Source organism: Streptomyces solitudinis (genome assembly GCF_036323765.1).
Taxonomy (GTDB): Bacteria; Actinomycetota; Actinomycetes; order Streptomycetales; family Streptomycetaceae; genus Streptomyces.
This window is the reverse complement of sequence record NZ_JAZDCW010000001.1, coordinates 701,380-713,270: the sequence shown is the minus strand read 5'-3', so window position 1 is coordinate 713,270 and position 11,891 is coordinate 701,380. Positions and strand designations below refer to the sequence as shown.

At 75.5% G+C, this 11,891-nt stretch carries 10 protein-coding genes; 9 read left to right on the top strand and 1 reads right to left on the bottom strand.

Translation table 11 applies throughout. The annotated features are described in order from the left end of the window. The first annotated feature begins 129 nt into the window (after window positions 1-129). Window positions 130-768 carry a maleylpyruvate isomerase N-terminal domain-containing protein gene (locus V1J52_RS02950; RefSeq protein WP_330137931.1) on the top strand — a complete coding sequence of 213 codons (639 nt, stop codon included), beginning with the start codon at window positions 130-132 and terminating at the stop codon, window positions 766-768. An 88-nt stretch (window positions 769-856) separates the two neighbouring features. Here the strand turns inward: V1J52_RS02950 and V1J52_RS02945 are convergent, their stop codons facing one another. Beyond that, window positions 857-2,482: an FAD-dependent oxidoreductase gene (locus V1J52_RS02945; protein ID WP_330137930.1), complete on the bottom strand. Its 1,626-nt coding sequence runs from the start codon at window positions 2,480-2,482 to the stop codon at window positions 857-859. Window positions 2,483-2,565: 83 nt separating this feature from the next. On the opposite strand from V1J52_RS02945, the gene V1J52_RS02940 reads away from it, so the two are divergent. The 8 genes from V1J52_RS02940 to V1J52_RS02905 all read left to right on the top strand — a co-directional run bounded on the left by V1J52_RS02940 (window position 2,566) and on the right by V1J52_RS02905 (window position 11,808). Beyond that, window positions 2,566-3,156, top strand: a complete 591-nt coding sequence (locus V1J52_RS02940) for a helix-turn-helix domain-containing protein (RefSeq protein ID WP_330137929.1) — start codon at window positions 2,566-2,568, stop codon at window positions 3,154-3,156. A 628-nt stretch (window positions 3,157-3,784) separates the two neighbouring features. Next, window positions 3,785-3,952 (top strand): hypothetical protein, encoded by a 168-nt coding sequence (locus V1J52_RS02935; RefSeq protein WP_330137928.1) that lies wholly within the window; start codon window positions 3,785-3,787, stop codon window positions 3,950-3,952. Between the two features lie 139 nt (window positions 3,953-4,091). Continuing rightward, entirely contained in the window at window positions 4,092-5,654 is a 1,563-nt protein-coding gene (locus V1J52_RS02930) for a radical SAM/SPASM domain-containing protein (RefSeq protein WP_330137927.1), read from the top strand. 35 nt (window positions 5,655-5,689) lie between these two features. Continuing rightward, window positions 5,690-7,540 (top strand): carbamoyltransferase C-terminal domain-containing protein, encoded by a 1,851-nt coding sequence (locus V1J52_RS02925; protein ID WP_330137926.1) that lies wholly within the window; start codon window positions 5,690-5,692, stop codon window positions 7,538-7,540. Window positions 7,541-7,628: 88 nt separating this feature from the next. Further along, a complete protein-coding gene (locus V1J52_RS02920; protein ID WP_330137925.1) occupies window positions 7,629-8,516 on the top strand; it encodes a phytanoyl-CoA dioxygenase family protein in 888 nt (295 codons plus the stop codon). A 47-nt stretch (window positions 8,517-8,563) separates the two neighbouring features. Next, window positions 8,564-9,886 (top strand): MFS transporter, encoded by a 1,323-nt coding sequence (locus tag V1J52_RS02915; RefSeq protein WP_330137924.1) that lies wholly within the window; start codon window positions 8,564-8,566, stop codon window positions 9,884-9,886. A gap of 3 nt (window positions 9,887-9,889) precedes the next feature. Next, window positions 9,890-10,810, top strand: a complete 921-nt coding sequence (locus V1J52_RS02910; protein WP_330137923.1) for an NAD(P)/FAD-dependent oxidoreductase — start codon at window positions 9,890-9,892, stop codon at window positions 10,808-10,810. A gap of 80 nt (window positions 10,811-10,890) precedes the next feature. Further along, window positions 10,891-11,808: an SGNH/GDSL hydrolase family protein gene (locus V1J52_RS02905; RefSeq protein ID WP_330137922.1), complete on the top strand. Its 918-nt coding sequence runs from the start codon at window positions 10,891-10,893 to the stop codon at window positions 11,806-11,808. Window positions 11,809-11,891 lie beyond the last annotated feature (83 nt).

The following is an 11,891-nucleotide window of genomic DNA, read 5'->3' as shown; positions in this document are numbered from 1 at the left end:
GAGGTGCTTGTGCGGGGCCGCCGCTTTGGCCATCCTCCCCAGGGGGCCGGCGGGGCCGGCAGGCTCAGGCGGCGGGAACCGCCGGACGCGGGACGCGCGGACGGCGCCGAGCGGGGAGGACGCAGCGGCATGACCGGTATCAGGGAGGACTTCCTGTCCACGGCGCGCTCGGCCGCGGGCCTGGTGCGCGCGCCGGAGGTCGCCGGGGCGTGGGAGAGCCCCAGCGCGTTGCCGGGGTTCAGCGTGGGCGGTCTCGCCGGTCACCTGGCCTACCAGGTCCTCTCCGTACCGGAGGCCCTGGCGGCGCCGGTGCCACGGGAGCCGGTCGTTCCGCTGCTCGGGCACTACGCCCGGGTGGAGTGGATCGACGCCGGCGCGGACGCCGCGATCAACGTCCGCATCCGCGACGGCGGCGAGGAGATCGCCGCCGAGGGGCCGCAGGTGCTGGCGGCACGGCTGGACGCGGCCGTGGCCGAGCTGGGGCCCGCTCTGGCGGCGGCCCCGCGGCGGGCCGTGCGCATCCCGCTGTGGGGAGCGTGGTCCCTGGAGCTGGAGGACCTGCTGGTCACCCGCATGATGGAACTCGCGGTGCACGCGGACGACCTGGCGGTCAGCGTGGGCCTGACCGCCCCGCCGCTCGCGCCCGGCGCCGCCGACACGGTGGTCACGCTGCTGGCGCGCCTGTCCGTGCGCCGCCACGGAGCGACCGGCGTCCTGCGCGCCCTCAGCCGCGCCGAACGCGCCCCGGCGACGATCACCGCCTTCTGAGGCGTCCGGCTCCCGGGCGCCCGTACCGCGCGTCCCCGTCTCCCGTACCGGCGCGGGCGCGGCGCGGGCCGCGCCCGCGCGGGGACGGTCAGCCGGGCAGGCGGCGGAGCTTCAGCGTGTTGTCCCTGCGGGGGGCCTGCGGACCGCCGGGCCCGCCCGGGTGCTCCCGGTCGTGTTCGGCGCTGACCAGCACCTCCCACTGCCCCTCGGGGAGCCGCAGCGACTCCAGCACCTCGTCGGCCGTGGGGAGCCGCACGCGGGCCGCGTGTTCCCACGAGGCGACCCCGGCGTGCCCGACGACCAGCAGCGTCCCGCCGGGGCGCACGGCCCCGGCGGCGGACCGCAGGACCTCCTCGCGCGGCAGGTCGCCGCGCGAGTGCAGGAACGCGGCCAGGACGAGGTCGAAGCCGCCGTCCGGGCCGGCGGGGAAGGACTGGGCCAGGTCGTGGCGCTGCCAGTCGACGCGGTCGGCGACGCCCGCCTCCCGGCCGTGCCGCCCGGCCCGCTCCAGGGCGACGCCGGAGACGTCCACGGCGGTGACGCGCCACCCCTGGCGGGCGAGCCAGACGGCGTCGGCCCCCTCTCCGCACCCCAGGTCCAGCGCGGTGCCCGGGGCGAGCCCGGCGCTCTCCCGCACGAGGGCGGCGTTGGGCTCACCGCTCCAGATCCGCTCGCTCTCCCCGTAGCGCGCGTCCCAGAACTCCTCGGCGGTGCGCTGCTGCTCCCGGTGGACGGCGACGGCACGGCGGGTCTCCTCGGCCAGCAGGTCGAGGTTGACGGCCGCGGCGGCGCGGCGGCCCGCCTCGGCGGCGCCGACGACCTGCTGGGTGAGGTCCGTGACGTTGCCGGCCACCCACACGCCGGGGACCTCCGTCGCCCCGTCCGGGTCAGCGGCGACGCGGCGGCCGATCACGTGTCCGTCCCGCTCCACGTCGGTCGCGGTGAGGCCGAGGCCGGTGAGGAGGCCGGAGCGGGCGGTGAAGCGGGGAGCGACCACGAGGACCGCGCAGGGAGCGGTCCGCCCGTCCGCCAGGGTGACGCCGGTGAGCCGGCCGCCGGTGACGTCCAGGCCGGTGACCTCTCCGGTGACGACGGTGACGCCCCGGGCGGCGAGCTGCTCGGCGTCGTCGTCGCCGAGGCCGGGGACGGTGTGCAGGAAGAGCGTCACGTCCTTGCTCCACTGCCGCCACAGCAGGGCCTGGTGGGCGGCGAGCGGTCCGGTGGCCAGGACGCCGACCGGCTGGTCGCGTACCTCCCAGCCGTGGCAGTAGGGGCAGTGCAGCACGTCGTGCCCGAAGCGGCCGGCGAGGCCGGGCACCGGGGGCAGCTCGTCGGTCAGGCCCGTGGTGACCACGAGCCGGTCGGCGAGGGCGGCGCGGCCGTCGGCCAGGACGACGCGGAATCCGCCGCCGTCCACGCGTGCGGCCTCCGTGACGGTGCCCGTGACGATCGTCCCGCCGTATCCGGTGACCTCGTCGCGGCCCCGGGCCAGCAGCTCCCCCGGCGGCACGCCCTCCTGCCCCAGGTAGCCGTGGACGTGCCCGGCCGGGGCGTTGCGGGGCTGCCCGGCGTCGACGACGAGGACCGAGCGGCGCGCGCGGGCCAGGACGAGTGCCGCGCTGAGTCCGGCGGCGCCGCCGCCGACGACCACCACCTCGTGGTGCCCGAGCTGCTCCGCGGGCGCCGCGGCCGGCTGTTCTGTTCGTGTGTCCATGGGGAATCCCTCCGTTCCCGGCCGATGCTGCGCCCGCACCGCGGCGTTTGACAAAGTTTGTTGCCGGGTCGGCAAATGGAGGGATGGCAGACGACGACCTCTCCCGCTTCCTGACCGCCGTGGGGCCGCGGCTGCGGGCGCTGCGCCAGCGACGCGGCACGACACTGGCCCGGCTCAGCGAGACGACGGGCATCTCGCTCAGCACGCTCTCCCGCCTGGAGTCCGGGCAGCGCAAGCCGACCCTGGAGCTGCTGCTGCCCCTGGCGAAGGCGCACGGGGTGCCGCTGGACGAACTGGTGGGCGCTCCGCCCACCGGCGACCCCCGCGTCCATCCGCGCCCCTTCACCCGGCACGGGGCCACCTACGTGCCGCTCACCCGGCACATGGGCGGCCTGAGCGCCTACAAGCTGATCCTGCCCCCGGGACGCGAGGGGGAGGTCCCGCCCCAGCCGCAGGTCCACGAGGGGTACGAGTGGATCTACGTCCTGTCCGGGCGGCTGCGCCTGGTGCTGGGCGAGCGCGACCTCGCCCTCGCGGCCGGGGAGGTGGCCGAGTTCGACACCCGGCTGCCGCACGCCTTCTACAACGCGGACCCGCAGCCGGTGGAGTTCCTGTCCCTCTTCGGACCTCAGGGCGAGCGGATGCACGTGCGCGCCCGTCCCGCGGCCACCTGAACGCGCCCGCGGCGACGGCACCCGTCCCCGGCGCCGGGGCGGCACACGGCGCGAATGCGCCAGCCGCGCGGCCCCGGGGTGTCCGGTGGCCCGTCGCCCGGACGGGGGACGGCGCCCGGCCCGCGGCCGTCCGGCTCCCGGCGCACGCCGCCCCGCGCCGCGCGGCCCGCGGCCGTCCCCGCGGGCTGGCGGGCGGCCCCGTGCCGTTCCCGCACCGTGGCCGTGCCGCCCGCCGCCGCAGGCGCGCGGACCGCCGCCGGGCGGCCGGGGTCCGGCTCCCCGAAGACGGCCGGCGGCGCCCCGCCGGGGGCCTGACCACGGCAGGGGCTGCGGGCCGGGCCCAGGAGCGCCGCCGCACGCGCGGGGCGGCGCCGCGCCCCCGCGGGCCGGGGCCGGCCGCCGGGGCGCCGCCGGCCGGGTGCCGCTCTTTCCTTGCCGCACGGAAAGGAAACGACTCAGAACGCGCTTACTGCGATCTTTCCCGCATGATCGGAAAGCGCCGGTCCGAAGTCTTTTCCTCTCACGCGATCCGGCCGTTCCGTCGTGACTGAAAGCGCCCTTTGTAGCTGCCTGTCATTCTGCTTCAGTGATCCCTGTTGCGCGCCCGAAACAAAGTTGAGGAGGCCACATGGCCGAAGTGCGGAAAGTGGTCAGGCCCGCGGTCACCGCGTCGTCCCGTCCCTGTGCGTTCGTCTCGCCCGACAAGGGCAACGCCCCGACCATCATCCCGGTCCGGAAGTCCGCGCAGAGCGCTCCTGCGACTGCTGACCAGCCCAAGCAGGACGCGCCCGCCTGAGCGCTGACACACCTTCGGGGCCGGGCGCAGCACCCCGGCCCCCTTCCGCCGCAGGCGGGGCATCCCGTGCGCCTCCTGCGGCGGGCCGATTCTCCGACGCCTCGCCGGATGCCGTGAAACGCAGGGGAAAGGTCCGTCCATGCCCAATTCGATCTACCAGTCCTCCCGTTACACCCGCACGCTGCGCTCCGCCGAAGACCGCGATTTCACGCGTTTCGGAGGACGCCTCGGTTCCTTCGACGGAACCGGACGGACCATGGCCTACCACTCCCTCTACGGAAATGCGCGGCTGATCGACCAGGACACGGTGGAGCTGCTGAGGGAAGCGGCCGACGGCATGACGCTGGACCAGCTCAGGACCCGGATCGACGACGCGTCCCTGCACGACCTCATCGAGGCCCGCTACCTCGTCGAGGCCGGCCACGACGAGGCCGCCGAGATCGACGCGCTGCTCCGAAGCCGCCGCGACGTGCTCGCCACCGGCGTGTTCCACTCCTCCATCCAGCTCGTCCTGACCAACGCCTGCAACTTCTCCTGCCAGGGCTGCTTCGCCTACAACTTCGACGGCGGCGTCGAGGAGCGCAACACCTCGGGCGAGTCCGTGAAGCCGGGCCCCGTCCTGGTGGAGCTGCGCCGCGCGCGCCCGGACTCGGGGCCGACGCTCGCCCAGGGCGACTGGAACCACGGGCAGGACGCGGGCCGCAACCCGTCGATGCACATGACGCGGGAGGTGGCCGAGAAGACCGTCAGGGAGGCCGTCGCCCTGCGCAAGGCCAACGGCGGCGGCCACCTGACCGTCTCCTTCTTCGGCGGCGAGCCGACGCTGGCCCGCGGCACGATCCTGCACGTGCTGCGCACCTTCGGCGACGCCTACGACGGGGTGACGCTCTCCTACGACCTGACGAGCAACGGCTCGCGCATCGACGACGAGCTGCTGGCCGCGCTGGCCCGGCACCGCGTGGACACCACCGTCTCCATCGACTACCTCGTGCCGGAGACGGGCGAGTTCCGCGGCGGGCAGCAGCAGCGGACCCCGTGGGCCGTCGTACGCAAGGCCATCCTCGACATGAAGGCCGCCGGGGTGCCGGTCAGCGTCACCACCGTGCTCTCGCAGTACACCTGGGACAAGTGGGGCACCCCGCTCATCGACTTCGTCGCCGAGGCCGGGCTGGACTCCCTGGACGTGATCGTCTCCTTCCAGGCCCGGGAGTTCTTCGACCGGCACAGTCCGCACGACGTGGCCCAGCGCCTCCTCGCGGCGGTCGACTACGGACGGGGGCGCGGGGTGCAGCTCAGCGGCTACTGGTACCAGACCTTCCAGATGATCATCGACGAGGCCAAGTGGGCCGAGCAGGCCGACTACAAGACCTGCCCCGCCGTCGGACGGCAGCTGTCGATCGAACCGAACGGCAGCGTGTTCGCCTGCAAGGCCACGGCCCGCAAGCTGGGCAGCATCGACGACTGGCGCGGGATCTTCGCCTCGCCCGCCTACCAGGACTACGGCATGCGCGCCTACACCAACGGGCCCGGCTGCCAGGGCTGCGAACTCCAGGGCACCTGCTCGGGCGGCTCCGCCGGGGCGCTGGAGGAGGAGAACGGCTCGATCCAGCTCATGTCCCCCGGCTACTGCGCCTACATGCGCGAGGTGGTCCAGGGGCTGCTGGAGCGCCACCACGCCCAGACCACCGCCGCCTACGCGTGAACCGCGTCCCCGAGCAGGAGGCGAGCTGACGTCCCATGGCAACGATCGGAATGCACTTCGGCCATGACGCGGGCGCGGCCCTCACCCAGGCGTCCGGCTTCCACGTCATCGAGGCCGAACGGCGGCTGGGGCTGCGGCACGTGTGCGGCGGCAACGAGGGCTTCGCCGGTGCCGCGGCAAGCTGGCTGGAGGAGCTGCGGCAGCGCGCCTCCTCGCCGGTGACCCGGATCGCCGTGGCGGACTGGTACACCCCGGTGTGCCGGGTGCTCCCGCCCGCGCTGGTGGATCTGGTGGGCAAGGACGCCTGGTGGGCGCGCCCCGGCGGGGGTCTGGCGGACGCCGTCGTGCGCCCGCTGCGGCCCGCGCGGTGGCCGCTGGCCGAGGCACTGGGCGACGTCCCGCTGACGGCGGTGCGGCACCACTACGCGCACGCGGCGCTCGCCTACCACACCTCCGGCGCCCGCCGGGCCCTGGTCGTCGCGCTGGACGGGACGGGGAACTACGCCGAGTGCGGCATGGTCTGCCTCGGCGAGGGCGACCGGCTCACCCCCGTCATGTCCTTCACCAACCGCACGGGGCCGCGCTTCGGCCTCGTCTACGAGGCCCTGGCCCGGCGCGTCCACGGCAGCCAGTTCGACACCGGCAAGCTGCTCGGGCTGTCCGCGACGGGCGAGGTGGACGAGGCCCTGCTGCCGGTGCTGCGGGCCATGGCCGTCCCGCAGGGGACGCGGAAGCGCTCGCCCGACCTGTACGAGCCGCTGGCCGACGGGCTGCTGGCGGGCACCGCGCTGCGCTACGCCGGCACCTGGTACCCCTACGACGCCGGCAGCGGCGGGTACCTCGACGGCGGCCTCGCCGACGCCTCCGACGACGACGTCACGCACTCTCTGGGATCGGTGTTCCCCGACGAGATCCGCACCGCCGACGGCCGCGTCACCGCCGTCGGGTACAGCCCCGAGGACCGGGTCTGCCGCGATCTGGCCGCCACGCTCCAGGCCGTCGTGGAACGCGATCTGGTGTCCCTGGTCACCGGCGTCAGCAGGCGCTTCCCCGGCTACTCCACGCTCTGCTACGCGGGCGGCTGCGCGCTCAACATCACGGCGAACAGCGCCCTGGTGGAGTCCGGCCAGTTCACCCGGGTCCACGTGCCCACCTGCTGCGACGACTCCGGGATCGCGCTCGGGGCCGCCCTGGCGGCCGCCGACCCGGCCGAGCGGCCCGCCCTGGCGGCGGGAACGCTGTGGCCGGAGCTGGCCTACGCCGGAGGCCCCCTGGAGGGCGGCGGCGACGGGGCGCACCGCGCGGCGCTGCGCGCGGGCCGCACCGTGCGGACCGCGGCCACGGACGCGGAGTTCACCGAGGCGGTGGCCGGGCTGCTCGCCGACCGCCGCTGCGTCGCCTGGCTGGAGGGCGGCCTGGAGACGGGCCCGCGGGCCCTCGGACACCGTTCCCTGCTCGTCTCCGCCCACTGGAAGGGCGCCCGGCACCACGTCTCGCACACGATCAAGGGGCGGGAGTGGTTCCGTCCGGTCGCCCCGCTGTGCCCGGCCGAGGTCGCGGAGCGGTACTTCACCGGACCGCTGGACCACACCGACACCATGCTCTTCGCCGTACGCGTCGACCCGGCGCGGGCCGGTGAGCTGGCGGAGGTACGGCACATCGACGGCACGGCGCGGCTCCAGACCGTCCGCCCGGAGGTCCACCCGGGGCTGCACCGGCTGTGCCACGCGGTGGGCGCCCGCACCGGGCTGCCCGTCCTGGTCAACACCAGCGCCAACGGAGGCGGCATGCCGATCCTCAACTCCCTGGGCGACGCCCTCGGGCTGCTCGCCGACACCGCGCTGGACGCCGTCGTCCTGCCCGAGCGGCGGATGGTGATCGAGTGAGCCGCACCCGCCGCGCCCGCCACGCCCGCCGCCTCCGTCTTCTCCGCACCCGGCCGCGGCCCGGTGCCGCACCCCGGGAGGTGTGCCCGTGGGCACCGTCCAGCTGAGAGACGTGCGCAAGACGCTGCCGCTGCGGGTGCTGTCGCCCCGGGACTGGGAGCAGTGGACGACCCAGGGGTACGTGGTCGTCCGGCAGGCCGTCCCCGGGCGCGACGCCGAACGGCTCGCCGCCGCCCTGCGGGACTTCCTCGACATGCGCCCCGACGACCCGGCGACCTGGTCCTCGCCGCACACCGGCAACGAACGGCTGCCCGGACACAGCGGGCTGGTCGAGCTGTACAACCACCAGGCGCAGTGGGACATCCGCCAGACGCAGCGGGTCTACGACGCCTTCGTCGACGTCTGGGACCGCACCGACCTGTGGGTCACCATCGACTACGCCAACGTCAACCCGCCCAACCGCGGTTCCCGCGCCTTCGAGGGCTTCGTGCACTGGGACGTGGACACCAGCGCCGACCCGCCGCCGGTGCGCTGCCAGGGGGTGCTCTCGCTGTCCGACGGCGACGAGGAGATCGGCGGCTTCCAGTGCGTCCCGGAGATCTTCGCCGACTGGGAGCGCTGGGTGCGGACGCAGCCCGGCGACCGCGACCCCTTCACCCCGGACCTCACCGGATACGGCGTCACCACGCCCCGCGTCCGCCCCGGCGACCTCGTCATCTTCAACAGCCTGCTGCCGCACGGCGTCCACCCCAACGTCTCCCGGGACCGGGTGCGGATGGCCCAGTACCTCACGATGGCCCCCGCGTGGGAGGAGAACACCGGTCTGCGCCAGGCCCGCGTGCGCTTCTGGGAGGACCGCGTCCCGCCGCACCCGCCCGAGGGCGGGGTACGCAAGGAGGAACGCTCCCTGTACGGACGCGCCGCGCTCACGCCGCTGGGCGAACGCCTGCTGGGCCTGCGGAGCTGGCGTGACTGACCACCGGGTCCGGCCGCCGGACGCCCGTGCGTGCGCGGGGGGCGTCCTTGGCTAGCGCCGTCCGCGGCCCGGGCACCCGGCGGCCGGGTCTGGGCCGCCCGTTCCGCTGGCTGTGGGCGTCCACGGCCGCCTCGAACGCCGGCGACGGCGTCACCCGGGCGCTGCTGCCGCTGCTCGTGGTCGGAAGCCACCCGGAACCGGCGGCGGTGGCGGGCCTGACGGCGGTCAACATGCTGCCCTGGCTGCTGTTCGCCCTCCCCGCCGGGGTGCTCGCCGACCGGGTCGACCGCCGCCGGATCGTGCTGTACAGCAACGTGCTGCGCGGCGCGGTCCTGCTGGGCGCGGTGGCGCTGCTGGCCGGGGACCGGCCGCTGCCGCTGCTGTACGCGCTCGCCTTCGTCCTGGGCATCGCCGAGACGCTGGTGGACACCGCGGCACCGGCGATGCTGCCGCGCATCGTCCGGGCGCGGGACCTGGAGCGGGCCAACGGCAGGCTGTCCGCCGCACAGATCGTGCTGGGCGAGATGGCGGCCCCGCCGGTCGCCGGACTGCTGGTCGGGGTCGCCGCCACGGTGGCGCTGGCCACCGGCGGGACGCTGTACGCCCTCGCCGCCGTCCTGCTCGTGGGCCTGGCCGCCGCGCCCCGGCCCACGAACGCCCCGCCAGGCGCCGCGCGGGCCGCGCCCGGCGCCGCCGCGGCCCGCGAACCCGTGCTGCGGGGCATCGCGGAGGGCGTGCGGTTCGTCCTGGCGCACCGGACGCTGCGGCTGACCCTCGCGGCGAGCACGCTGTACGGGCTGGCCTTCTCCGCCACGTTCTCCATGCTGGTACTGCTCAGCCACGGCACGCTCGGCCTCGGCGCCACCGGTTACGGGCTGCTGCTGGCGGCCGGCTCCGTGGGCGCGGTGGCCGGCACCTGGCTGGCCCCGCGCCTGGCGGAGCGGCTGCCCGCCGTGCCGCTGGCCCGCTGGTGCCTGTTCGCCTCGGGGCTGGCCTACGTCGGCCTGGGCCTGGCCCGCACCCCGGTGCAGGCCGCCGCCGCACTGCTGTGCAACGGCGTGTTCATGATGGGCTGGAACATCCCCGTCATGTCGCTGCGGCAGCGGCTCACGCCGGAGGGCTTCCAGGGCCGCGTGATGAGCGTGTCCCGGCTGTGCGCCTGGGGCGCCATGCCGGTCGGCGCGGCCCTCGGCGGGCTCCTGGCCGGCGCGCTGTCCGTACCCACCGTCTTCGTCCTGTCCGGCGGCGTCCTGGCCGCGGGCGCGCTCCTGCTGCTCGCCCCCCTGCGCGGGGACGGCGCCGGGGCCCCGCCGGGCACCGGGGCTCCGGCGGATGTCCGGCGCAACACCGACCTACTCGACAAGGGGTGAACCGTGACCGCGGAGACCTACGACGCCGTCATCGTCGGCGGCGGGCCCGCCGGGCTCAACGCCGCGCTGTACCTGGGCCGTTCCTGCCGCCGCGTGCTGGTGGTGGACTCCGGCGACGCCCGGAACATGGCGGCGGGCGTGATGCACAACGTCACCACCAACGACGGGGTGAGCATCGCCGACTTCCGGGCCCGGGCACGGATGGAACTGGACGCCTACGACGTGACGATCCGCGACGACGAGGTGATCTCGGCCGAACCCGACGGCGACCGCGTGCTCACGACGACCAAGGAGTCCGGCACCTTCCGCAGCCGCGCCCTCATCTACGCGGCCGGGGTCCGCTCCCAGCTCCCGCCCCTGCCGGGCCTGGCCGGCCTGTGGGGCACGGCGGTGTTCGAGTGCCCCTACTGCCACGGCTGGGAGGTGCGCGGCAGCAGGTTCGGGGTGTACGGCGGGGGCGTGCCCAGCGAGTGCCTGGCCGCCACCCTGACCGTCTGGTCCGACTCCGTCACCTACCTCTGCGGCGAACGCGAACTGCCCGGGGACGAGCGCGGGCGGCTGACCGCCGCGGGCGTCCCCGCCGTCGCCGGGAAGGTGGCGCGCGTCGCGGAGCACCGCGACGGGGTGGCCGTCGTCCTGGAGGACGGGCGGACGCTGACCTTCGGCGCGCTGTTCCTGCACCTGGAGACCGAACCGCGCGTCGAGCCGCTGCGCCCGTGGCTGCGGGAGAAGGACCTGGAGTCCGTGCAGACAGACGAGCGCGGCCGGACCTCGCTGCCCCGGCTGTACGTCGCGGGCGACCTCGGCCGGAACATGCAGCAGGCCGCGATGGCCGCCGCCAGCGGAGGGCTGGCGGCCATGGCCGTCAACGCGGACCTCCTGCGGGAGGACCGCCCCGGTTCGCTGCCGGCGCCGCCCCGCTGACCCCGCACGCCGCCCCGGCCCGCACCGCACCGCCGTCCGGCACCGGTGCCGGCCCCCACCGAACGGGAGACCCGACCGTCGTGACCTCGCCCCGCGCCGAACTCGCCCCGCAGATGGAGCACTACACCTTCGTTCTGGAGGACCAGCCCTACATCGGCTTCTTCCAGTACGGCGACGAGACCACCCCCGTCTACCGCACCGACGCCGACGGCTTCCGGGTCACGCGCGGACCGGACGGGGCGGCGGCCGCCGTGGCCGGGGAGCGCCCGCCGGGGCCCGTCCGGCTGCTCGCGGGCAGCTCGGCGGTGTTCGGCGTGGGGGCGACCGGGGACGCGGCCACCGTGCCGTCCCGGCTGTGGAGCCGGTACGCCACCGGCCTGCCCTGGCTCAACTTCTCCGGCCAGAGCCACAACTCGGTGCAGGAGCTGATGCTGTTCACCCTCTTCCGGCACCGGCTGCCCGAGGTGGCGGAGATCGTGCTCCTCTCCGGGGTCAACAACCTCGTGCTGAGCCGGCTGCCCGCCGCCCAGCAGGGCCGCCACGGCGCGTTCTTCGAGTGCGGCCCGGCGCCCGAGACCGTGCCGAGCGCCGCGGAGCGCGTCGCGCACGCCGCCGCGCTGACGGTGCGCCACCTCGGCGGCTGGCAGCTCGTCGCCGCGGCGCTGGGGGCGCGGCTCACCTACGTGCTCCAGCCGCTGGCCCCGTGGGTGCGCGAGGAGCTGGTGCCCCAGGAGCGGGCGCTGTTCGACGAGCTGGACGACGTCTCCAACTTCCGCAGGCTGCACAACGACATCGCCACGCCGGAGGTGGGCCGCGAGTACGCCAAGGCGATCGGCGCGGGCTGCGCCGCCCTCGGCGTGCCCTTCTGGGACCTGAACGCCGCGCTGGCGGAGGCCGCGCCGCCCGGCGCGTGGCTGTTCGTCGACCGCGTCCACTGCACCGACCTGGGCTACGACACCGCCGCCCGGCTGCTGGCCGAACGTCTCGGCCCGATCTGAGGAGTGTGCCCATGTCCGTCATCCGCCGGCTCTGGAACCGGCTGCGGCGCCGTCCGGCCCGCCCGTCGGGGCTGCGGCCCCAG

Excerpts from the sequence above, each read along its gene's own strand:
- V1J52_RS02930 (WP_330137927.1), top strand. The coding sequence starts at position 4,092 with ATGCCCAATTCGATCTACCAGTCCTCCCGTTACACCCGCACGCTGCGC.
- V1J52_RS02945 (WP_330137930.1), bottom strand. The coding sequence starts at position 2,482 with ATGGACACACGAACAGAACAGCCGGCCGCGGCGCCCGCGGAGCAGCTC.
- V1J52_RS02950 (WP_330137931.1), top strand. The coding sequence starts at position 130 with ATGACCGGTATCAGGGAGGACTTCCTGTCCACGGCGCGCTCGGCCGCG.
- V1J52_RS02935 (WP_330137928.1), top strand. The coding sequence starts at position 3,785 with ATGGCCGAAGTGCGGAAAGTGGTCAGGCCCGCGGTCACCGCGTCGTCC.
- V1J52_RS02925 (WP_330137926.1), top strand. The coding sequence starts at position 5,690 with ATGGCAACGATCGGAATGCACTTCGGCCATGACGCGGGCGCGGCCCTC.
- V1J52_RS02940 (WP_330137929.1), top strand. The coding sequence starts at position 2,566 with ATGGCAGACGACGACCTCTCCCGCTTCCTGACCGCCGTGGGGCCGCGG.